General features: G+C 70.7%; 21 protein-coding genes and 1 pseudogene. 6 read left to right on the top strand and 16 right to left on the bottom strand.

All coding sequences use genetic code 11. From position 1 onward, the window contains the following. Positions 1-117: 117 nt before the first annotated feature. Positions 118-1,314, bottom strand: coding sequence for a phenylacetate--CoA ligase family protein (locus tag EU555_RS06400; protein WP_135413828.1), 1,197 nt, complete (start codon positions 1,312-1,314; stop codon positions 118-120). A gap of 169 nt (positions 1,315-1,483) precedes the next feature. Between EU555_RS06400 and EU555_RS36045 the strand changes: the two genes are divergently transcribed. Next, on the top strand, positions 1,484-1,627 hold the full coding sequence (locus EU555_RS36045) for a hypothetical protein (RefSeq protein ID WP_167858456.1): 144 nt from the start codon (positions 1,484-1,486) through the stop codon (positions 1,625-1,627). A 69-nt stretch (positions 1,628-1,696) separates the two neighbouring features. On the opposite strand, the gene EU555_RS06405 is transcribed toward EU555_RS36045, so the two are convergent. From EU555_RS06405 to ruvC, 10 genes are all read right to left on the bottom strand, one after another. Beyond that, positions 1,697-1,918 (bottom strand): hypothetical protein, encoded by a 222-nt coding sequence (locus EU555_RS06405; RefSeq protein WP_135413829.1) that lies wholly within the window; start codon positions 1,916-1,918, stop codon positions 1,697-1,699. Between the two features lie 10 nt (positions 1,919-1,928). After that, the gene (locus EU555_RS06410) at positions 1,929-2,795 is read right to left on the bottom strand and encodes an HpcH/HpaI aldolase/citrate lyase family protein (protein WP_135413830.1); all 867 of its coding nucleotides are present in this window, start codon (positions 2,793-2,795) and stop codon (positions 1,929-1,931) included. 2 nt (positions 2,796-2,797) lie between these two features. Beyond that, on the bottom strand, positions 2,798-3,292 hold the full coding sequence (locus EU555_RS06415) for a MaoC family dehydratase (protein WP_245524162.1): 495 nt from the start codon (positions 3,290-3,292) through the stop codon (positions 2,798-2,800). Next, positions 3,289-5,235, bottom strand: a complete 1,947-nt coding sequence (locus EU555_RS06420; RefSeq protein ID WP_135413831.1) for an acetyl-CoA carboxylase biotin carboxylase subunit — start codon at positions 5,233-5,235, stop codon at positions 3,289-3,291. Before EU555_RS06420 ends, EU555_RS06415 begins: the two co-directional genes overlap by 4 nt. A 7-nt stretch (positions 5,236-5,242) precedes the next feature. Next, positions 5,243-6,850: a carboxyl transferase domain-containing protein gene (locus tag EU555_RS06425; RefSeq protein ID WP_135413832.1), complete on the bottom strand. Its 1,608-nt coding sequence runs from the start codon at positions 6,848-6,850 to the stop codon at positions 5,243-5,245. 221 nt (positions 6,851-7,071) lie between these two features. Further along, positions 7,072-8,244 (bottom strand): isovaleryl-CoA dehydrogenase, encoded by a 1,173-nt coding sequence (locus EU555_RS06430; protein WP_135413833.1) that lies wholly within the window; start codon positions 8,242-8,244, stop codon positions 7,072-7,074. A 351-nt stretch (positions 8,245-8,595) separates the two neighbouring features. Beyond that, positions 8,596-10,269 (bottom strand): sulfatase-like hydrolase/transferase, encoded by a 1,674-nt coding sequence (locus EU555_RS06435; protein WP_135413834.1) that lies wholly within the window; start codon positions 10,267-10,269, stop codon positions 8,596-8,598. A 103-nt stretch (positions 10,270-10,372) separates the two neighbouring features. Next, entirely contained in the window at positions 10,373-11,302 is a 930-nt protein-coding gene (locus EU555_RS06440) for a SphA family protein (protein ID WP_167858457.1), read from the bottom strand. Between the two features lie 154 nt (positions 11,303-11,456). Continuing rightward, entirely contained in the window at positions 11,457-12,383 is a 927-nt protein-coding gene (locus EU555_RS06445; protein ID WP_135413836.1) for a formylglycine-generating enzyme family protein, read from the bottom strand. Positions 12,384-12,734: 351 nt separating this feature from the next. Further along, positions 12,735-13,292, bottom strand: a complete 558-nt coding sequence (gene ruvC, locus EU555_RS06450; RefSeq protein WP_135413837.1) for a crossover junction endodeoxyribonuclease RuvC — start codon at positions 13,290-13,292, stop codon at positions 12,735-12,737. A gap of 186 nt (positions 13,293-13,478) precedes the next feature. Here ruvC and EU555_RS06455 point away from each other — a divergent pair, with 186 nt between their 5' ends. The 5 genes and pseudogenes from EU555_RS06455 to EU555_RS06475 all read left to right on the top strand — a co-directional run bounded on the left by EU555_RS06455 (position 13,479) and on the right by EU555_RS06475 (position 17,131). Beyond that, entirely contained in the window at positions 13,479-14,249 is a 771-nt protein-coding gene (locus tag EU555_RS06455; protein WP_167858458.1) for a sulfite exporter TauE/SafE family protein, read from the top strand. A 77-nt stretch (positions 14,250-14,326) separates the two neighbouring features. Next, positions 14,327-14,509 (top strand): annotated as a pseudogene (locus EU555_RS06460) (IS5/IS1182 family transposase); the annotation flags it as partial. Positions 14,510-15,103: 594 nt separating this feature from the next. After that, entirely contained in the window at positions 15,104-16,003 is a 900-nt protein-coding gene (locus EU555_RS06465) for a pilus assembly protein TadG-related protein (RefSeq protein WP_167858459.1), read from the top strand. A 16-nt stretch (positions 16,004-16,019) separates the two neighbouring features. Next, positions 16,020-16,562: a TadE/TadG family type IV pilus assembly protein gene (locus tag EU555_RS06470; protein ID WP_135413840.1), complete on the top strand. Its 543-nt coding sequence runs from the start codon at positions 16,020-16,022 to the stop codon at positions 16,560-16,562. After that, the gene (locus EU555_RS06475) at positions 16,559-17,131 is read left to right on the top strand and encodes a TadE/TadG family type IV pilus assembly protein (RefSeq protein WP_167858460.1); all 573 of its coding nucleotides are present in this window, start codon (positions 16,559-16,561) and stop codon (positions 17,129-17,131) included. The genes EU555_RS06470 and EU555_RS06475 overlap by 4 nt, the downstream gene beginning before the upstream one ends. A 345-nt stretch (positions 17,132-17,476) precedes the next feature. Here the strand turns inward: EU555_RS06475 and EU555_RS06480 are convergent, their stop codons facing one another. The 5 genes from EU555_RS06480 to EU555_RS06500 are packed head-to-tail and all read right to left on the bottom strand — an operon-like array spanning position 17,477 to position 20,453. Beyond that, a complete protein-coding gene (locus tag EU555_RS06480; RefSeq protein WP_135413842.1) occupies positions 17,477-18,385 on the bottom strand; it encodes a type II secretion system protein GspK in 909 nt (302 codons plus the stop codon). After that, on the bottom strand, positions 18,382-18,975 hold the full coding sequence (locus EU555_RS06485; protein WP_167858461.1) for a prepilin-type N-terminal cleavage/methylation domain-containing protein: 594 nt from the start codon (positions 18,973-18,975) through the stop codon (positions 18,382-18,384). The genes EU555_RS06480 and EU555_RS06485 overlap by 4 nt, the downstream gene beginning before the upstream one ends. After that, positions 18,968-19,372, bottom strand: coding sequence for a prepilin-type N-terminal cleavage/methylation domain-containing protein (locus tag EU555_RS06490; RefSeq protein WP_135413844.1), 405 nt, complete (start codon positions 19,370-19,372; stop codon positions 18,968-18,970). The genes EU555_RS06485 and EU555_RS06490 overlap by 8 nt, the downstream gene beginning before the upstream one ends. Next, positions 19,369-19,842 carry a GspH/FimT family pseudopilin gene (locus EU555_RS06495; protein ID WP_245524163.1) on the bottom strand — a complete coding sequence of 158 codons (474 nt, stop codon included), beginning with the start codon at positions 19,840-19,842 and terminating at the stop codon, positions 19,369-19,371. Before EU555_RS06495 ends, EU555_RS06490 begins: the two co-directional genes overlap by 4 nt. Further along, complete coding sequence (locus EU555_RS06500; protein ID WP_135413845.1) at positions 19,839-20,453, bottom strand: SCO family protein; 615 nt, start codon at positions 20,451-20,453, stop codon at positions 19,839-19,841. The genes EU555_RS06495 and EU555_RS06500 overlap by 4 nt, the downstream gene beginning before the upstream one ends. Positions 20,454-20,586: the final 133 nt, after the last annotated feature.

The following is a 20,586-nucleotide window of genomic DNA, read 5'->3' on the forward strand; positions in this document are numbered from 1 at the left end:
CGGGCTGTCCGTGACGAGGCGGCGAATGTCGCCGCCCCGGATTGAAAAAGTATTTTCCATGCGCACGACTCGACTGTGCGCGAGGCCGACGGCCGGGGCGAGGTCCCGCCCGCCGCGTCAGCCGACCGGGCGCTCGTCGGCGATGACCTTGCCGTCGTTGGGCAGGCTGCCGGGGGCGACGAGCTCGACCGTGCCGCGCAGCTTCGTCACCGTCCGCAACGTCTCGGACACGGCCTCCGCCAGGGCGGCCTCGGCGGAGGCGCTCTCGGCCCGCAGGGTCATCGCGTCGGCCTCGTCGGCCCGGGTCACCACCAGGCGCAGGCGGCCGAGATCCGGGTGCCGCCGGGCGATCTCGGCGACCTGCTCGGGGCGCACGAACATGCCCTTCACCTTGGCGGCCTGGTCGGCCCGGCCCATCCAGCCGCGGATGCGGCCCCCGGGCAGAGCCGCCGTGAGGTCGCCGAGGGCGTAGCGGATCAGCGGCCGGTCGAGGTCGAGCACCGTGACGACGATCTCGCCGACCTCGCCCTCCGGCACCGGGTCGCCGGTGCCCGGCCGCACGATCTCGAGGATCACACCGTCGCCGACGCGCAGGCCGGGTTCCCCCGGCGTCTCGTAGGCGATGAAGCCGACATCGGCGGTGGCGTAGGCCTGGGCTGCCGCGATGCCGCGCTCCCGGAACTCGGCCTGGAGCGAGGGCGGGAAGGCGGCGCCCGAGACCAGCGCCTTGACGAGCGACGACACGTCCCGCCCGGCCTTCTGGCCGGAATCGAGCAGCACCTTGAGGAAGTCCGGCGTGCCGACATAGCCGGCAGGCCGGTAGGCCTCGATCAGGTCGAGCTGCTGCTCGGTGTTGCCGGGCCCGGCGGGAATCACCGCGCAGCCCAGCGCCCGCGCGGCGGTGTCGAAGATGAACCCGCCCGGCGTCAGGTGGTAGCCGAAGGTGTTGAGCACCACCTCGCCGGGCCGGAACCCGGCGGCGGCGAGCGCCGGCGCGCCGCCCCACGGATCCTCGCCCGAGCGCTGCGGCTCGAAGATCGGGCCCGGCGAGGTGAACAGGCGGGGAAACCCGCCCGCGACCCCCGGCACGAAGCCGCCGAAGGGCAGGGCCTCGCGCTGGCGCGCCGGCATCTCGCCCTTGCGCAGGACCGGCAGGCGGGCCAGCGCCGCCCGGTCTGTCACGGCCGCGGGATCGATGCCGGCGAGGTGGGCCGCGTAGGCGGGCGCCCGCAGGGCGGCCGCGAGGGCCGCCGGCAGGCGCGCGAGCAGGGCGGATTCGGGGGTGGCGGAGGCGTGGGCGTCGTCGTGGGGCATGGTGGGGCGTCCTTCCGGTATGGCCTGCCCGCGCGTTGGTCGCGCGGTGCGTCAGGCTGGGAATCGGTGAATACCGATCTTGGTGAAAGGGCCGGCGATTGCGGCACAGGTCGCCGCTTGCATCGTGGGCAGAGTCTCTGGAAGCGCGTCCTCAGAGTGCCGTTCCGACATGCCGCGCGTCCTCCAACATCCCGAATGCGCCGCGCGGTTCTCGACGCTGCCCGATGCGGCGGCGTTCGCCCAGATCGCCAAGAGGATCGATCGGCTCGCGCTCGGGATCCCGGGCGACGTGGCGCCGGTCGCCGCGTCCTGACATCGCGCATCGCCGTCGCGAACAATCCTGGCTCGCAAGGTCAGACCGGCGATGCGCTCCCCCCGAGCGTCACAGGCCGAGGCGATCGAGGTCACGCAGATCCTGCATCAGGTCCGCGTCATCGTGATCGGTGTACACGCCACGCTCCTTCAGAAAGGCGTCGAGCATCGTCCGGGTGCCGAAGCCGAGGCGGCGGCGCAGTTCGGGCGGGGTCAGCAGCCCGGCCCGGAATTCTTCGACGGCGCAGTCTTCCAGAGCACGCCGAGCCGGCTTGTCCCCGTCGGCTCCCATCTGCCGCGCCTCACCCCAGCCGCGCCAGCAGCCGCTCCGCCCGGCGCAGGTGCGGGCGGTCGAACATCTCGCCGTCGATCCCGACCACGCCGACGCCCGGCGCCGCCGCGAAGGCGGCCACGACCGTCCGCGCCTGGGCGACCGCGGCTGGCGTCGGCGTGAAGGCCTCGTTGATCACCGGGACTTGCGCCGGATGGATCGCCATCTTGCCGGCAAAGCCGTCGCGCCGCGCCGTGCGGCACTCGCGGGCGAGGCCCTCGAGATCGCGGAAATGGGCGTTGATGGTGTCGATGGCGTCGACCTCCGCCGCCGCCGCCGCCATCAGGGTGAGGTTGCGGGCCAGCTGGAACGGCGCGCTCCAGGCGCCGTCCTCGCCCCGGTTGGTCTCCGCGCCGAGATCGGCCGAGAGGTCCTCCGCCCCCCAGGTGACGCCGGCGAGCCGCGGGCTCGATCCCGGCAGGCTCTGGAGCGCGAACACCGCCCGCGCCGTCTCGGTGGCGATCGGCAGGATGCGGGTCGCGCCGTCGGGGAGCCCGTGCTCGGCCTCGTGCACCGCGAGGCGCGCGCCCAGCGCCGCGACGGACGGGCCGCCCTCGGCCTTCGGCAGCATGATCCCGTCGGGGGCGTGCGGCATCACCGCCGCGAGGTCGTCGTCGGTGAGCCCCGTGTCGAGCGCGTTGACGCGGACGTAGAGCTTCGGCCGCCCGGCCTGCTGCCGCATCCGGGCCAGGAACGCGGCGGCGACCTCGCGCGCCTTCGGCTTCTCTGCCAGCGCGACCGAATCCTCGAGGTCGAGGATCAGGGCGTCGGCCCCGACCTCCAGGCCCTTCTCCTGCTTGCGGGGGGAATCGCCGGGCACGAACAGCAGGGAGCGCATGGTCAGGCCTCCTGGGCGGGGCGCTTGCGCATCATCGCCTGGCGGCGGCACTCGGCGACCAGCGTCCCGTCCTGCTTGTAGGCGCGGTGGACGAACTCGACGATGCCGGCGGTCGGCCGCGAGCGCGACTCGCGCTTGGCCACCACCTCGGTCGTCACGCTCACCGTGTCGCCCTCGAACAGGGGCGCGGGAAAGCGCGTCTCGGTCATGCCGAGATTGCCGATCGTGGTGCCGACCGTGGTGTCGTTGACCGAGATGCCGATCATCAGGCCGAGGGTGAACAGCGAGTTCATCAGCGGTCTGCCCCACTCCGTCTCGGTGGCGCAGAAATGCGCGTCGATGTGGAGCGGCTGCGGGTTGAGGGTCATGTTGGAGAACAGCATATTGTCCATCTGCGTCACCGTGCGGGTGAGGCGATGACGCAACGTGGCGCCGACCTCGAAATCCTCGAAGTACAGCCCGCCGCGCGGGTGGGTCGAAGCGGGAATCGTGCTCACGCGGCGTCCTCCGTGGTCAGGGTGATCAGGCGGGCACCCTCGGCGACCTGCTGGCCGGCCTCCGCCGCCACCTCGGCGATCGTGCCGTCGCTCGGGGCGGTCAGCGCGTGCTCCATCTTCATCGCCTCGACCACCGCGAGGCGCTGGCCGCGCACCACCTTCTCGCCGGGGGCGACCAGCACGGCGACGAGGCGGCCATGCATCGGCGCCTTGATGGTGCCGCCCTGGTCGATGTGGTCGAGATCGACCGCGAAGGGATCGGGCAGCGAGAGCGCGGTCTGGCGGCCTTCGGAGAGGACCAGCACGCCGCTCGGTGCGTCGATCACCGCGAGGGCGGCGGGATCCGGGCCCTCGGCGCCGTAGACCACATCGAGGCCGGAGGCGCCCCAGCGCAGAGCGGCCTCCGCCGGCTCGCCTTCGAGCACGAACGGGAAGGTCTGGCGGCGGGGCCCGCCGAGCTGGAACCCGTCCGCCGCGTCCCAGGGCGAGCCGGTCCCGGCCGGGCGCTCGCGCGCCACCAAGGCCCGGAGACCGGCCCGGATCGCGGCGTCGCGGTGGGGGCTCGGAGCGGTGAGGGCGGACAGGTCGCGGTCGATGAAGCCGGTGTCGAAGCGGCCCTCGCGGAAGTCGGGCGCCTCGGCGAGCGCCTTGAGGAAGGCGACGTTGGTCTTCGGCCCCGCCACCACGGTGCGGCCGAGCGCCCCCGCCAGGCGATCCAGGGCTTCCGTACGGGTCGCCCCGTGGGCGATCACCTTGGCGATCATCGGGTCGTAGAACGGCGTCACCCGGTCGCCCGCCCGCACGCCGGTATCGACCCGGATGCCCTCGCCCGAAGGCAGGTCGAGCGCCCGCAGGGGACCCGTCGAGGGCAGGAAGCCGTGATCCGGGTCCTCGGCGTAGAGCCGCGCCTCGACGGCGTGTCCGTGGATGGTCAGATCGTCCTGGGTCGCCGGCAGCGGCTCGCCGGAGGCCACCCGGAACTGCCATTCGACGAGGTCGTGGCCGGTGATCGCCTCAGTCACCGGGTGCTCGACCTGGAGCCGGGTGTTCATCTCCATGAACCAGAAGCCGTCGGGTTTCAGGCCCTCGCGGCCGTCGGCGATGAACTCGACCGTGCCGGCGCCGACATAGCCCACCGCCTTCGCGGCCTCGACGGCGGCCCGGCCCATGGCGGCGCGGACCGCGTCGGGCATGCCGGGGGCGGGGGCCTCCTCGATCACCTTCTGGTGGCGGCGCTGGAGCGAGCAGTCGCGCTCGAACAGATGGACGGCGTTGCCGTGGGCATCGCAAAAAACCTGGATCTCGACGTGGCGCGGAGCCAGAACGTATTTCTCGACCAGCACGCGCGGGTCGCCGAAGGCGTTTTGCGCCTCGCGCTGGGCGGAGGCGAGGGCATCGGCGAAGGCCGCCGGCCCCTCGACCCGGCGCATCCCCTTGCCGCCGCCGCCGGCCACCGCCTTGATGAGGACGGGATAGCCGATCGCCGCGGCCTCGGCGGCGAGGAAGTCGGGCTCCTGGCGGGCGCCGTGATAGCCCGGCACCACCGGCACGCCGGCCTTGGCGACCAGCGCCTTGGCGGCGTCCTTGAGGCCCATGGCGCGGATCGCCGAGGCGGGCGGGCCGACGAAGACGATGCCGGCCTCCGCGCAGGCCTCGGCGAAGTCCGGCCGCTCCGACAGGAAGCCGTAGCCCGGATGGATGCACGCCGCCCCGCTCGCCCGCGCCACGTCCAGGATGCGGTCGATGCGCAGATACGAGTCGGCGGCCTGGGCCGGGCCGATCGGGTGCGCCTCGTCGGCGAGCGCGACATGCATCGCGTCGCGGTCGGCCTCGGAATAGACCGCGATGGTGCGCATCCCGAGGCGCCTGGCGGTGCGGATCACCCGGCAGGCGATCTCGCCGCGATTGGCGATGAGGACGGAGGCGAGGCGGCGGTGGGTCATGGCAGTCTTACATCCGGAACAGGCCGAACCGGGTCTCCGGCACCGGCGCGTTGAGGCAGGCCGAGAGGGAGAGGCCGAGCACCCGGCGCGTCTCCTCCGGCAGGATGATGCCGTCGTCCCACAGCCGCGCAGTGGCGTAGTAGGGCGAGCCCTCCTCCTCGAACCCGGCGCGGATCGGCGCCTTGAACGCCTCCTCGTCTTCCGGGCTCCAGGTGCCGCCGCCGGCCTCGATGTTGTCGCGCCTGACGGTCGCCAGCACGCTCGCGGCCTGCTCGGCGCCCATCACCGAGATGCGCGAGTTCGGCCAGGCGAACAGGAAGCGCGGCGAGTAGGCGCGGCCGCACATGCCGTAATTGCCCGCGCCGTAGGAGCCGCCGACGATCACGGTGAGCTTCGGCACCGCGGCGGTGGCGACGGCGGTGACGAGCTTCGCGCCGTTCTTGGCGATGCCGCCGGCCTCGACCTCGCGCCCGACCATGAAGCCCGAGATGTTCTGCAGGAAGACCAGCGGGATGCGCCGCTGGCAGCACAATTCGATGAAGTGCGCGCCTTTCAGTGCGCTCTCCGAGTAGAGGATGCCGTTATTGGCGAGGATCCCGACCGGCATGCCGTGGAGGCGGGCGAAGCCCGTGACCAGCGTGGTGCCGTAGAGCCGCTTGAACTCGTCGAAGTCCGAGCCGTCGACGAGGCGGGCGATCAGCTCGCGGGCGTCGTACTGCTTGCGCAGGTCGACCGGCACCAGGGCATCGAGGTCGTCGGCCGCATAGGCGGGCTCGGCGGAGGCCGTGATGTCGAGATCCGGGCGCTTGACGGTGTTGAGGCCCCCGACGATGCGGCGCAGGATCGCGAGGGCGTGGGAATCGTCGGTGGCGTAATGATCGGCGACGCCCGACAGGCGGGCGTGGACGTCGGCGCCGCCGAGATCCTCCGCGCTCACCACCTCGCCGGTCGCGGCCTTCACGAGAGGGGGGCCGCCGAGGAAGATCGTGCCCTGGCGGCGCACGATCACGCTCTCGTCCGACATCGCCGGCACGTAGGCGCCGCCGGCGGTGCAGGAGCCCATCACGCAGGCGATCTGCGGGATGCCGGCGGCCGACATCTGCGCCTGGTTGTAGAAGATGCGGCCGAAATGCTCGCGGTCGGGAAACACCTCGGTCTGCTGCGGCAGGTTGGCGCCGCCGGAATCGACGAGGTAGAGGCAGGGCAGGCGGTTCTGGGCTGCGATCTCCTGCGCCCGCAGGTGCTTCTTGACCGTCAGGGGATAGTAGGTGCCGCCCTTGATGGTGGCGTCGTTGCAGACCACCATCACCTCGCGGCCCGCCACCCGGCCGATGCCGGTGATGATTCCGGCGGCGTGGATGTCGTCGCCGTACATCCCGTGTGCGGCCAGGGCCCCGAGCTCCAGGAAGGGCGAGCCCGGATCGAGCAGGCGTAAGACCCGGTCGCGCGGCAGCAGCTTGCCGCGGGCGACGTGGCGCTCCCGGGCGCGCTCCGGGCCGCCGGCGGCGGCCTTGGCGCGGTGCGCCTTCAGGGCCGCGCGCAGCTCGCTCCAGGCCACGCGGTTCTGCTCCGCCGCCCCGGAGGCGAGGTCGGCGCTGGTGGGGATGACCGGCATCGGCTTTAGGACCTCAGAGCCTGTGTAAGCGGCTTAATCCGACGAGAGCTGCAGATCATTCGGCGTCTCCGACCCTCTCACCTCATCCTGAGGTGCCCGCGAAGCGGGCCTCGAAGGAGGCCTCCAGGTATCGCCGAGATCACTGGAGGCCTCCTTCGAGGCTCACTGCGTTCGCACCTCAGGATGAGGTCAGTTGCTGGGAAAATGGCTCAAGCAGGCTTTCAGGCGGACTTGGCGAAGAGCTCGCGGCCGATCAGCATCCGGCGGATCTCGCTGGTGCCGGCGCCGATCTCGTAGAGCTTGGCGTCGCGCAACAGGCGCCCGGTCGGGTAGTCGTTGATGTAGCCGTTGCCGCCGAGCAGCTGGATCGCGTCCAGCGCGCACTGCGTCGCCCGCTCGGCGGCGTAGAGGATCGCGCCGGCGGCGTCCTCGCGGGTGGTCTCGCCACGGTCGCAGGCCTGGGCCACGGCGTAGACATAGGCCTTGGCGGCGTTGGTCGCGACGTACATGTCGGCGAGCTTGCCCTGGACGAGCTGGAACTCGCCGATCGGCTGCCCGAACTGCTTGCGCTCGTGCACGTAGGGCATCACCACGTCGAGGCAGGCCTGCATGATGCCGAGCGGTCCGGCGGCGAGCACCGCGCGCTCGTAGTCGAGGCCCGACATCAGCACGTTGACGCCGCGGCCGACCTGGCCGAGCACGTTCTCCTCCGGGATCTCGCACTCCTCGAACACCAATTCGCAGGTATCCGAGCCGCGCATGCCGAGCTTGTCGAGCTTCTGGGCGGTGGAGAAGCCCTTCATGCCCTTCTCGACCAGGAAGGCGGTGATGCCGCGGGGGCCCGCCTGCGGGTCGGTCTTGGCGTAGACCACCAGCGTCTCGGCGACCGGACCGTTGGTGATCCACATCTTCGAGCCGGTCAGCACGTAGCGGTCGCCCTTCTTCTCGGCGCGGGTGCGCATCGACACCACGTCCGAGCCGGCGCCCGGCTCAGACATCGCGAGCGCCCCGACATGCTCGCCGGAGATGAGCTTGGGCAGGTATCGGCGCTTCTGCGCCTCCGAGCCGTTGCGGCGGATCTGGTTGACGCAGAGGTTCGAATGCGCGCCGTAGGACAGGCCGACCGAGGCCGAGGCCCGCGACACCTCCTCCATCGCCACGCAATGGGCGAGGTAGCCGAGGCCGAGGCCCCCGTACTCCTCCTCGACCGTGATGCCGTGGAGGCCGAGCGCCCCCATCTCGGGCCAGAGGTCGCGCGGGAAGGTGTTGGTGCGGTCGATCTCCTCGGCCCGCGGCGCGATCCTGTCCTGCGCGAAAGAGCGCACGCTGTCGCGGATCGCCTCGGCGGTCTCGCCCAGGCCGAAATTGAACTCACGCACGGCGTTCGGGATCATCGCGCCCTCCCTGGATTTTCTCCATTCATACGAACGATCGTTTTTTAATTCAAGCCTGTCCGGTCACGATCGCGAGGCGTCACCGCGCGGTCGTGGGTTGGACAGCGAGCGGCCGGGCCGACTCGATCCTGCGACGGGACGCGTGGAAGCCGGAGGGGCAGCAGGCCCGGCGCCCGGCAGCCGGCGCGGGCGATCAGGCCTCCCTCGTCACGGCGCGAGCCGGCCGAGAGCCGACGCGGAACGCCCGGCCTCCGATCTGTTCCATCGAGTCGCGCGGATGGCCCGCGCCGGTCCGGAATCGGGCGACGATTCGCGCGGCATCGGCCTCCCGGCCGAGGTTCAAGCCCGAGGTCACCGCATCGGCAGCTTAGGCGGGTACCTCTCGAACGTTGCGAGGTGCTGGGCGGCGGCGGCGGCGAGCGTCGGGTAGTGGATCTGCTTCAGCGGGAGCATCGCGTTCTGCTCTCGCGGGTCGATGTAGAGGTTGTAGATCCTCTCCCCCGATCCCGCGGGAGAGACGGTGGACTGGAACGGGCTCTCGTAGGGGAACGTGTCGGGGCTCGTCACCTCCTGGTGCCGCACCATCAGCTTGTACTCGCCGACGCGCACGCCCATGAAGCTCTGGCCACGCCAGTAGTGCTGCACGCGCCGGGCGCTCTGCCCCGCATCGGCGAGCAGGAATCCGGCCTGGTCGATCCCGTCGATGTAGCGGTCGCTCGGCACGCGCTCTCCCGCACTCGCGAGGGTGAGGCAGGTCACGAACAGGTCCGTGAGGTCGAAGAGACCGTCGGAGACGCGGCCCGGCGCGATCATCCCGGGCCAATGGGCGATCAGGGGCGTGCGGACGCCGCCCTCGTAGGCGGTTCCCTTCGCGCTGCGGAACGGCGTGTAGCCGGTATCGGGGAATGTTTCCGCCATCGGTCCGTTGTCGGACGTGACCACCACGAGGGTGTTGTCGAGCTGCCCCGTCCGCCGCAGGGCCTCGACGACCTGGCCGACCCTGGCATCGAGCTCCTGGATGACGTCCTTGTAGGGATACCGCGCCGGCGAGCGGCCGCTGAACGCGGGATGGGCGTAGTTGTCGAAATGGGCGCCGCGCGTCGCCAGGTACAGGAAGAAGGGCGGATCCTCCTGTTTCCGGGACTCCACGAAGCCGACCGCCCGCTCGGACAGCTTCTCGTCGACGAACCGGATGGTGTCGAGATCGAGCGGGTAGACCGGCTGTCCCGGGCTGCCGGACCGGCCCTCGACGATCGCCATGATCTCGCCCTTGGACGCCCATTCCGTGCGCGCCGGGTCGCTGGCGATCTCCGGGTTGCGCCACGGTTCCCGCCACGCCGTGTAGTCGTCCGACGACGTCAGGATGCCGTAGTAGGCGTCGAAGCCGACATTCTGCGGCTGGGCTCCGGGGCTGGAGCCGAGATGCCATTTCCCGATCGCCTGGGTGGCGTAGCCCGCCTGCTTCAGCAGGGCGGCGAGGGTGACCTCGCCTCCAAGGCCCGCCGTCTTGTCGTTCTCGCCGGGCAGGAAGGGCCTGAGCAGGCCGCTGCGCATCGGGAGGCGGCCGGTGAGCAGGGAGGCGCGTGTCGGGGTGCAGGACGGCTGGGAATAGGCGGAGGTCAGCCGCAGGCCGTCCTGCGCGAGCCGATCGAGGGTGGGCGTCAGCGCACCGACGGCGGCGCCCCCGCCATAGGCGCCGAAATCGCCCCAGCCGACATCGTCCATGAGCACGATGACGATGTTCGGCTTGCGGCCGGTCCGCTGCTGGAGTGAGGCCAGCTTGCGCCGCATCTCCTCCTCCTGCGCCGGGCGCCGGATCGCGGGTTCGCGGTGATCGCTGGTGCGCTCCGCCGTGGCGAGCAGCGGATCGGCCGGGCCGTTCGGCGCATCGGCCGCTCGCGCGACCTCGCCGAACCGGCACAGGCCCCACAGGCCGACCGCCGCCGATCCGGCGAGCCCGATGAAGCTCCGCCGCCCCCGGTCGAGGCCGGGTTCTGACTGCTTGGACACGGAACCCTGCATCATCAATCCCCTCTCCAACAGGCGACCGACCGGGAGCGTTTCGCCCGACCGTGCGCGGCACGCGGGCGCCGGAGCGCCGTTCGATCCTGACGCGCTCTGGCAGCCTCTAGAACCTGACGCTCACGCTGATCGTGCCGGAATTGCCCACGAAGGTGTTCCTCTCGCCGAACTCGCGGTAGTACTTGCCGAGGATCGACACGGGGGTGTCGGCGACCTTGAAGCTGTAGGTGAGGGCGGGCCCGAGTCCGTAGACGCGGGCCCGGTTCGGGCCCAGCCTCGCGCCCGCGCCCGCGTCGTCGGACACCTGCCACAGGCCGTATCCGACGATGCCGAGTTTCAGGTTCGACGAGACCTGCTTGCCGACAGCGAAGTCGACGTGGAGGGCGTCACCCGACTCGTAGCGGGTGGCCGGGTTCTCCCAACTGGTCACGTAGACCGTGGCGACGGATAGATCCCATCCCGTCTGCGGGTCGAAGTAGGTCACGCCGACCTGCGGAGACACGGCCCAGTAGTTGTTGCCGGCATTGATGGTGCGCGCCACGTCGTAGTCGCCGACCGGAAGGTACACCGCGAAGGCTGCGTTCATGTGCCAGCTGCCCGCGTGCCATCCGAGCACGATGGGACTCAGGGCGACATCCCCGATGCCGAAGCGTTCCCCGGCATTGCCGACCGTTCCGAGCGGCGTCTGAAGCTGCCCCTCGAGCGCGATGTTCGGCTGCGCCCAGGACAGCGCCACCCCGTAATTGGCGCCGAGGATCGTCCAGGGCGTGACGAAGGTCGGCCGCACGATGTTGGCGATGACCTGCGTGTCCAGCTGAAGCTGGAGCCGCCCGCTCAGGAGCGTCCGCTCGTTCCGTCCGCCATAGACGTAGATGTCCTCGCGAAGAGACAAGCCCGGTTCCTGGGGCAGGTATCCGGACATGAAGTCCCGGAAGCCCTTGAGATAGGCGCTGGTCCCGCCCTCGAAGGCCTGCGCCCCGCCGCCGAGCGGGAGGATGAGCGCCGCCAGGAGCAAGCGGTACGGGGTGCCGGTCATTCCCCGCATCCACGCCGGACGGACGTTACGGCCTTCAGGCTGGACATCGTGCTCTCCCCGTGCGCCCCAAGACCGTCCGCGACCGACGTCCCGGAGGAACTCGGGAAGGCTCGCGCGAATCGGCAGGACATACAAGCGGTTCGGGGGAATATTTTCACATATCCTCGAGGCCGGCCTCGGTTTGCCGGATGATGCAGCGGAAACCGATATGCGAGGCCGGGCTGTCGACGGGTTGGGCGTGGCGTGCAGCCGGTCGGTAGCGCCGGCAGTAGTTGGCGGCACAGAGATGGGACCCGCCTTTGAGCACCTTGCGGCCGACCCGCGATCCGCCGCCCGGGTCGTAGCTCTCCGCCTCGCTGGCGGCACGGGCCCGCGTCGGTCCGCAGCAGGAGCGCTCGGTCGCGGCCGGCTGGGCCGAGAACCAGTCCTCCGTCCACTCCCAGACGTTGCCGATCATGTCGTACAGGCCGAAATCGTTCGGCGGAAACGATCCAACCGGTGACGTCCCGTCGAATCCGTCCTCCCGGGTGTTCTCGTGGGGAAAGCGGCCCTGCCAGTAATTGGCCATCATCCGTCCGCCCGGCGCGAGCTCGTCGCCCCACGGGTAGATCGTGCCGTCCCGGCCGCCGAGGGCCGCGAACTCCCATTCCGCCTCCGTCGGGAGCGCCTTTCCCGCCCATCGGGCGTAGGCCGCGGCATCGCCGTGGGTAATATGGACCACGGGATGGTCCATGATCGTCTCGATCGTGCTATCGGGGCCGCGCGGGTGGCGCCAATCCGCCCCGAACACGAACTGCCACCAGGCAGGGGATCGCGCACCGGCGGATCCGCCCGGCGACACGAAGACGGCCGATCCCGCTCTCGCCATGTCCGGCGGCATGCCGGGATAGTCGCGCGGATCGGGCGGGACCTCGGCGAAGCTGACATATCCGGTCGCCGCGACGAACTCGGCGAACTGTGAATTCGTGACGGGATGCGCGTCGACCCAGAAGTCTCCGACCGTGGCCCGCCGGACGGGGGCCTCCTCCGGATAGAAGTCGGACGAGCCCATGGCGAAGTCGCGTCCCCGGACGAGCCGCATGCCGATTGTCCGATCCATGCGATGGAGACCCCGTCCCGCGGAACCCGCGCCGCGAGCTTAGAGGGGCCTCGCGCGTCCCAGCAAGCCTGCGTTGCATCTCCCCAGCCGGATCGGTTGCCTTCCGGATCGAACCTCGCCGGTCCGGGCCACGCGCTCTGCTTGCTCGGTGCGGGCGCGCTCGGGGACCCGATCGGTCCTCGCGCCATGCTCACGCACGGCTTACCCGGACACCAGAGCACCAGCGTGTTCGCGCCGCTTCCGGCGGCGGAGGGTCGCACGGCGCCCGGGACCGGTCGCAGGCCTCCGACGACGGCCGCCGGGACGCGGATGCCCCGGCACAGGACTGCGGGCCTAGCCCCGCGCCACCGCCTTCGCGATCCGCGCCGCCGCCGGGCCCGCCGCGGCGGCCTGCGCCGCATTCCGCGCCCGCGCCGCCCGGTGGCTGGCATGGGTGATCGCGACCGCCAGGGCGTCGGCGGCATCGGCCGTGTCGGCGGTGGCCTTCGGCAGGAGGAAGCGCACCATGGCGCCGACCTGGTCCTTCTCGGCATGGCCGGCGCCGACCACGGTCTTCTTCACCAGGTTGGCGGCGTATTCCGCCACCGGCAGGCCGGCGAGCGCCGGCACCAGCAGCGCCACCGCGCGGGCATGGCCGAGCTTGAGGGTCGCCTGCGCGTCCTTGTTGACGAAGGTCTCCTCCACCGCCGCCTCGTCCGGCTGCAGCGTCGCCACGACCTTGGTCAGGCCCTCGTGCAGGGTGCGCAGGCGGGTGGCGAGGTCGTCGTCGCCGTCCGAGGTCACGGTGCCGCTCGCCACGAAGGCGAGGCGGGTGCCCGTGACGGTGATCAGGCCCCAGCCGGTGCGGCGCAGGCCCGGATCGAGGCCGAGGATGCGGATCGGTTCGCTCATCGCCGCTTGGGTGTCCTTGAACGATCGGTGCGGGCGGCGCCCGCAGCATGCCGCGAATCCGTCCCGGCGCGAAGAGCGTCGGGCTTTAGCCGGGAACGCGCCGCGCCGCCACCGCGGGACGTTCCGTGAACAGTCATGCGGCCGACACCCTTGACGAACCGTAGCCGTAGGGAGCGTGGTGGCATCATGTCGCTCGATCTCGCCGCCCTCGTCCCTCCGGGTGTCCTGCCTCTCGATGCGAGATCCTCCACCCTGGTCCTCGCCGCACTGGTCGGCGGGCTGGTGCGCGGCTTCACCGGCTTCGGCTTCGCAATGGTGTTCGTGCCGGTCGCGGCGGCCGCCGTCGGGCCGGCGGCGGCGGTCGGGCTGATCTGGGTCGTCGACGCGCCGTTCTCGCTGTGGTTCGGCGCGCGCTCCGCCCCGCGGGCGACGTGGCGCGAGGTGGTGCCGCTGCTTGTCGGCTCCACCGCGTTCCTGCCGGTCGGCGTCTGGCTCCTCACCCGCCTCGATCCGGACCTCACCCGCTGGATCACCGCCGGGGCGATCCTGCTGGCGCTCGCCGCCCTGGTCTCGGGCTGGCGCTATCGGACCGCGCCCTCGCTGCCGCTCTCGCTCGCGACCGGGGGCGCCTCGGGGCTGGCGAGCGGCTTTGCGGCGCTCGGCGGCATGCCGCTCGCGGTGTTCTGGCTTGCCAGCCAGCGCGCCTCCGCGCCGCAGGTCCGCGACAACCTGATGGCGTATTTCGGCCTTTCGACCCTGGTTTCCGGTGTCGTGTTCACGGCGACCGGGGTGCTGTCGGGCCCCCGCTTCGCCGAGGCCCTGCCGCTGCTCCTGCCCTACGGCCTCGGCCTCGCGGCCGGATCGCACGGCTTCCGCCGCGCCTCCGACCGGGTGTTCCGGGCCGTGGCCTACGGGGTGATCCTGGTTGCGGTCTGCCTGGCTTTGCCTCTCCGCTAAGAGCGCCTAACAGAACCGGTCGATCCGGTGGAGGGTGATGAGGCTGGCCTGGAGGACCGTGAAGGCCTCGTCGATGTCGGGGCGTCGAGCGAAGCGACAGGCTGGGGCGACATCGCTGGGTGGTCGAGCGAAGCCGTGCCTGGTTCAATCGCGCCCGCCGCGTGCCCGTCCGCTACGAACGCCGCGCCGACATCTATGTGGCCTTCACGGTCCTCCAGGCCAGCCTCATCACCCTCCACCGGATCGACCGGTTCTGTTAGGCGCTCTAAGCCCGAACGGGTTCGTGCCGACAGGCGCCAGCCGCTGATGCGAAGGCGCCAGGATATGACCCGGTGGTGGAAACGGTTGATCGAGCGGGGCCCCGATCGGCGCCCCGTCAAGGACCCGAATTCCGTCGTCCGGCGCCTGTCGGGGCGCATGTCTCGCACCGTGCGACGACCGCAGACCGCAGCGGATCACAGCCCTGCGATGCTTCGGATGTCGCAAGGGAGGCCGATGATGACCGCACCCTGAACGGCATGGCGTCGAGGGCCTTCCGATTCACGGCGGAGCCTTAGACGGCGAACGGCGTGCCGCCGGCGCCCCGCGAAGGCGACGGGGAAGCGTGGCCCTGCGGATCGATCACGCGCGCGAAGGCGGGCCTCGCGGGCAAGGATCCGCGGCGCAATCTGTGGTTGCAAAAAGTGACTGATTTCGATGCACATCGATCGTTTGACGGAAAGGCGGAGCTCGAATCAAAAACTTCATGGCAAATTAACTTTTTTCTTTATCTGCTGATATTACCATGCGGAACGAAAATGTAAAGTCGACAAGCTATGACAACGCGGATTGTCAATGACGGCACATCGAGACGCGTGAATGCGACCGGTCGTGTCACGCATCGGTTTGTCTCGTCTGCCGCAGGCAGCGTTGCAGTCACTTTTGCCGTTTGCGCGATCCCCCTGATCGCCGCTGCGGCCGCCGGCATCGACTATGCACGAAGCTTGCTCTCGGTCGGCAAGATCCAGAGCGCCATGGATGCCGCCGTTCTGGCTGGCCTCACTGCATCCGGATCCGAAACGAGCATGGCGAAAACCGTTTTCACCGGCAACGTGAGCGATGGTTCGCTGACGCTCAACGCCCCGGTCTTCGTGTTCGACAAGACATGCGGGTGCTTGACGGGCAGCGTCAGCGGATCGGTCTCGCTCGCGTTCGCGCGGATCCTGCCGGCCAGCGCGGTAACCGTGAGCGTCACATCGAAAGCGAGCAACATGAAGCCGCGGCAGCGTCCGGTCTCCTTCGTGACCACGCCGACGAAGGCGCAAGGGTGGTATCCGAAGGTCATGTCGGTGTGGACGAAGGATACCTCGGGCAACATCGTGTCGCAGAGTCAGCTGATGACTTACGATTTCCGCTTTCCGTCGAATGGCTGGACAAGCCCGCCGATCGGCCAGGCGAGTTCGACCGCGGTCCTCGACTCGAGTGCGGCTGTGTGGGGAATTTCGGTCATCAATTACTACAGCGCCAGCACCAGCTCGTACTGCCCCGGCTTCTGCGGCGTGTCATACACGAACACCGTCACATCCCCACCGACCTCAGCGCCGACCATGGCGCAGATGGGGGCGTTCAGGTTCACGGGGGACTGCACCTCCAGCCAGGGCATGACGGTGAACTACGAGGACGGCGGCGACAGCTCGTACATGGATTTGGTCGCGACCATCCGGTGCACGATGGGTACGGTGGCGACGAAGGTTGCGCCGTACCTGACGAACTAGCCGCGCAGCCGTCCCGATGTCCGAACAACCCGCGTCGCGATCACCGGTCTCGCGCCTCGTGTCGTCGTCCGACGGCGCGAGTGCCGTCGAATTCGCGATGATCGCGCCGATCTTCATCGCGTTGATGCTGCACATTCTGCAATGCGGCCTCCTGTTCGTGGCCGAACGTGTGCTTCAGAATGCGACGGACTCCGCGAGCCGGAAAATACTGACCGGGCAAGTGCAGTCTAATCAGGTGAGCGAATCGCAATTCAAGAGCGCAGTTTGTGCCAAGCTGTATAACATATTCGACTGTAGCGCGGTATACGTTGATGTGAACGCGTATTCTTCCTTCTCAGGTTCCAGCTATAATCAACCGATGCTGACATACGACTCGCAAGGGAACGTCAACAACACATGGTCGTTCAATCCGGGGCAGGACGGCAAAGTCGTGATCGTGCGGGTGATTTATCGGTGGAGAGTGTTCGGCGGCCCGTTGACCTATGCGATCCCGAACACCGCGAATGGATACCATCTCATGATGGGTGTCGCCGCACTCCGTGTCGAGCCCTACTCGTGATCCGGTCCGCCGGCAGGCTTCCCCACGGCCTGCGCCGCGTCGCGATCATGTTGGCGATGGCGGCGCGGCGATGCGAGGGCATCGCAGCCATCGAGTTCGCGCTCGTCCTGCCGGCCCTCCTTCTGCTGGCACTCGGCATCTCGCAGATCGGCGCCGCCGTCGTCATCCAGACCAAGATGCGGGCGACCTCATCCACGATCGGCCAGATCGTGAGTCAGTATCAGACGATCACCGACAGTGACATGTCGATGATTCTGGGCGCCGCCAACGCGATCATCAGCCCGTACGCGACAGCGCCGGCATCGATCGTCGTGTCCCTGCTTGCTGCCGACAGCACCGGGAGCGGAACGGTCGTGTGGAGTTCCGCCCTTCAAGGCCAGAGTCGGACGATCGGCTCGCGCTTGACCTTGCCGGCTGGAATGGCAATGGACAACGTATTTTATATCCTTGGCGAATCGAGCTACAGCTTCACTCCGATGGTCGGATCGGCTTTTTTCAAGAATCTCCAGCTGGGTGACCGTATCTATGTTTCGCCGCGGTCGGGGACTGCAATCGTCCGTACGCCTTGACGGCGATGGTGGCGTTCGAGCGGATTGCTGCTTTCGATCATGGATCGGCCCCGGATGAGAGATCCGGGGTCGGGTCACGAGCAGGACCTCACAGCGACGCGGGTGGAACGGCCGTCGTGGTGAGGTCCCGGTCGGCGCGCCCCTCGAGGATTTGCGCTCGTTTCGCAAGTCGCTGAGTCACGTCGCATGCCCGAACGCGGGTCCTTGTCGGCTCTGGCGGGCAGCGGGACGGCGTCAGGGCGGCAATCCGCCCTGCCGCGGGGGCTCCCGGCACGGCGCCGAGCGGCGGCTGCCGCCGGCGGCGCATGGGACACGGCGGGGCAACCCCGCCATTCCTCGTGTGGCCTACCTGTCATTGGCCGGATCGAGCGCCGAGAGGATCCTCCCGCAGGCGGGGTGCGGCGCGGCGCCCTCGAGGTCGTCCGTCGCGAAGCGCCACGCGATCAGGCCTGTCCCGATGCCGGGAGCGTTCACCGCGGCCACCGCGCTGCGGCCCGCCCGCGCGCGGGTCGGGGAGGCGGCCACGGCGGTGATCGCGTAGGCCCGATGCGACGATGCAGCGCCGTAATGGCGCAGGGCCTCGGTCCGGGCCGTGCCCCTGAAGGTGCCCGCGGGCGCCACGGCAGGATCGATCCCGCCGGCCGGATTGTGGACGGTGACGGCCCGGCGCAGCAGGGCCGCGATGGGCTCGGTCACCGACGGCAACCCGTCGATCTCGTCGACCGATCCGAACGGGGCGTTGCGCGGACCCGGGAGCCCTCGGGCGCGGTACTGCGGCGCCTCGGCGCCGTTCGGTTCGGGCACGTCGTCGGGATCGCGGGCGTCCACGGTCTCGGCCGCGATCGCGGCCGCCTCGCGGTCGGGGATGCCCAGGGCCCGGAACGCATCCTCCAGCAGGGTGCGCGGGGCCCCGTTGAGATCGACGAGGCCGGCCTGGTCCTGCACGGCGAGGACGAGGGAACCGCCGGGCCAGGAGCAGAGGATCGGCGTCCCGTCCTCCGGCAGCCCGAGCCCCGGCAAGCGGCGGGCATGCTGCACCACGAGCGACGTCGCCGCCAGGCGCACCGCCCCGTCGGCGAGGCCCTGCAGCCGAAGGCTCGCCGCACGGCCGGAGGTCGCGGCGCCGCGCGCGTGCAGGACCTGCACCGCGCTGGCCGCCACGGCCGCGACGACGAGCAGGATCGCCAGCACCGAGGGCAGGACGAACCCGGCCTCGCCGAGGCGCGACGGCCGGTCCGCCGTCCCGGCGCTCATGAGCCGCTCCCCAGGGCGAGGACGAGGGGCGGCCAGCGGCGTCCGTCGGCCGGGGGGAAGGCGACCGTGACCTCGACCAGGACGGGCGGGCGGTCGCGGCGCGTCCAGCGCGTCGCCCAGCGGGGCGTGGGATCCGGCCCCTGCGCCCCGAAGTAGCGCAGCTGCAATCCCGCGATCCGGTCGAGCAGCAGGTCCGGCCGGCCCGGTGCGTCGACGGATCCGCTCGTCTCGACGAGCAGCAGGCCGTCGTCGCCCATCGCCGTGCCGAGATCGAGCTGCCGCTCGGACCCGCGCGCCACGTCGCGGTTGGCCTGCACCGTGGCGACCAGGCGGTCCGGATGGCCGATGAAGGGCGGGTGCGGTCCGCCCGGCCGGCGCGCGGCGCGATCGGCGAAGGCCCGCCGGAGATGCTCGCGCACGAGGTGCACCTCCTCCTGCGCTTCGAGCCGGCGCGCGGCGCGGCTGATCAGGCCCGTCGCCTGGAGGGTCTGGAGCGTCAGGAGCGCGACGAGCGCGCAGAGAGCCAGCGAGACGAGCACCTCGACCAGCGTGAAGCCCGCCTCGCCGGATTCCGGCCCCGCCTCAGCCACCGCCGAGCCCTCCGGCGATGAGCGTGGCGTAGACGAGGCTGCCGTCGGGGCCGCCGAGGGCCAGGCGGACGCGCCAGAGCGGCGGCAGATCGCGCCAGCCGAGCGCCGGGCCGACATCGACGACGCTCAAGGTCCAGGGTTGGCCGTCGCTGAAGCGACCCTGCTCGATGCCGGCCCGCAGGCTGCCGGCGGCGGCCCGCAGCAGGACGATGCCCTCGGCCTCGTCGAGCCGGATCGCCGCCGTCTCGACCCGGCGTCCGGCCACCGCCATGTCGCCGGCCAGACGGATGACCGTGAGGCTGACCAGCGCGACGATGGCGAAGGCGACGAGCACCTCGACGAGGGTGAAGCCCTCCTCGCCGCTACGCCCGCCGGCGACACGTTGCGCGCGCCTCACGGTGCGATCTCCCCGCGCCTGACGACGCCCGTGACCCGGCTCACCGTCACCACCCGCCGCCCGGCGCCGTGGGCGAGCACGATCCGGCCGCCGGTGGCGGCCCCGCTCGGCAGGAAGCGGATCTCGCCCGGGCCGGACCGGCTGTCTGGCGGCACCGCGACGGAGACGCTCAGCGCCGTCATCGTCAAGGGCCGGGCGACGCGGCGCGAGGAGACGAACCGGGCGGCCTGCGGATCGTAGACGAGGCTGGCGGGCCGCCCCGTGCGCAGGGCTTCTCCCCGCAGGAGCGACAGCTCGTTCGCCACCGCGTTCGCGGCGGCGTCGAGCCGCTGTCCGGGCAGCAGGGCCGCGAGCGTCGGGCCGCCGAGCGCGGCGGCGATCCCGAGGATGACCAGCACGACGAGCATCTCGACGAGGGAGAGCCCGGCGGCCGGATCTCCGGCGGCGCCGGCGCGCCAGGCCGCGGTCACCGGCGCGCGTCGGCGGGCGGGCTCGCCGGACCCGCCAGAGCGGCGAGGCGGGCCGCGAGGGCCGTGGGGCCGAGGCCGCTGCCGAGCCGGTCGACGATCAGACCGTCGCCGTCGACGAGGAAGATCGCGGCCGTGTGGCCGTAGGTGTAGCCGCCGCCGGGCAGGTCGGTGCGCCGGGCGACGATGCCGAAGCTGAGAATCGCCTCGTCGACCGCCATCCGCGAGCCCGAGAGGCCGACGATGCCCGGATCGAAGCTCTCCATGTAGCGCCGGAGGACCTCGGGGGTGTCGCGCTCGGGATCGACCGAGACGAAGTAGACCGGCAGCGTGCGGGGCGGCAGCCGCTGCAGGGCGAGCGACAGCTCGGCCAATGCCGTCGGGCAGACGTCCGGGCAGTGGGTGAAGCCGAAGAACAGCGCGTAGGGCCGGCCCGCGAGGTCGTCGGATTCGACCGTTGCCCCGTCATGGGCCGAGAGCCGGAAGTGTCCGGCCAGGAGGCTGCCGCCGTGGCGCGCCGGCGGCGCGGGCGGAGCGTCCTGGGCGCGGGCGGACGGTCCCAGGCAGGTGAGGCCGGCGAGGATTGCGGCGAGGGCGGGACGGGAGGGAGCCATGGTCGGCCTGGCACGGGATCGGCGGTTCGACGGGGCTGCGGCGGCTGGCCCGGTGGGACGCAGGCTGAACGCGGCACGGCGAAGTGATTCACCGAAGGCCGGTCTGCCGTCAGGCTAGTCTGCGGTGGTAAGC

Origin of the sequence: Methylobacterium nonmethylotrophicum (assembly GCF_004745635.1) — a bacterium.
In the GTDB taxonomy this organism is placed as follows: domain Bacteria; phylum Pseudomonadota; class Alphaproteobacteria; order Rhizobiales; family Beijerinckiaceae; genus Methylobacterium; species Methylobacterium nonmethylotrophicum.

Coding starts and splice junctions, on each gene's coding strand:
- EU555_RS06480 (WP_135413842.1), bottom strand. CDS start 18,385: ATGAGCGCCGGGACGGCGGACCGGCCGTCGCGCCTCGGCGAGGCCGGG.
- EU555_RS06430 (WP_135413833.1), bottom strand. CDS start 8,244: ATGATCCCGAACGCCGTGCGTGAGTTCAATTTCGGCCTGGGCGAGACC.
- EU555_RS06455 (WP_167858458.1), top strand. CDS start 13,479: ATGTCGCTCGATCTCGCCGCCCTCGTCCCTCCGGGTGTCCTGCCTCTC.
- EU555_RS06410 (WP_135413830.1), bottom strand. CDS start 2,795: ATGCGCTCCCTGCTGTTCGTGCCCGGCGATTCCCCCCGCAAGCAGGAG.
- EU555_RS06405 (WP_135413829.1), bottom strand. CDS start 1,918: ATGGGAGCCGACGGGGACAAGCCGGCTCGGCGTGCTCTGGAAGACTGC.
- EU555_RS06470 (WP_135413840.1), top strand. CDS start 16,020: ATGTCCGAACAACCCGCGTCGCGATCACCGGTCTCGCGCCTCGTGTCG.
- EU555_RS06500 (WP_135413845.1), bottom strand. CDS start 20,453: ATGGCTCCCTCCCGTCCCGCCCTCGCCGCAATCCTCGCCGGCCTCACC.
- EU555_RS06400 (WP_135413828.1), bottom strand. CDS start 1,314: ATGCCCCACGACGACGCCCACGCCTCCGCCACCCCCGAATCCGCCCTG.
- EU555_RS06435 (WP_135413834.1), bottom strand. CDS start 10,269: ATGATGCAGGGTTCCGTGTCCAAGCAGTCAGAACCCGGCCTCGACCGG.
- EU555_RS36045 (WP_167858456.1), top strand. CDS start 1,484: ATGCCGCGCGTCCTCCAACATCCCGAATGCGCCGCGCGGTTCTCGACG.
- EU555_RS06425 (WP_135413832.1), bottom strand. CDS start 6,850: ATGCCGGTCATCCCCACCAGCGCCGACCTCGCCTCCGGGGCGGCGGAG.
- EU555_RS06420 (WP_135413831.1), bottom strand. CDS start 5,235: ATGACCCACCGCCGCCTCGCCTCCGTCCTCATCGCCAATCGCGGCGAG.
- EU555_RS06445 (WP_135413836.1), bottom strand. CDS start 12,383: ATGCGGCTCGTCCGGGGACGCGACTTCGCCATGGGCTCGTCCGACTTC.
- ruvC (WP_135413837.1), bottom strand. CDS start 13,292: ATGAGCGAACCGATCCGCATCCTCGGCCTCGATCCGGGCCTGCGCCGC.
- EU555_RS06440 (WP_167858457.1), bottom strand. CDS start 11,302: ATGACCGGCACCCCGTACCGCTTGCTCCTGGCGGCGCTCATCCTCCCG.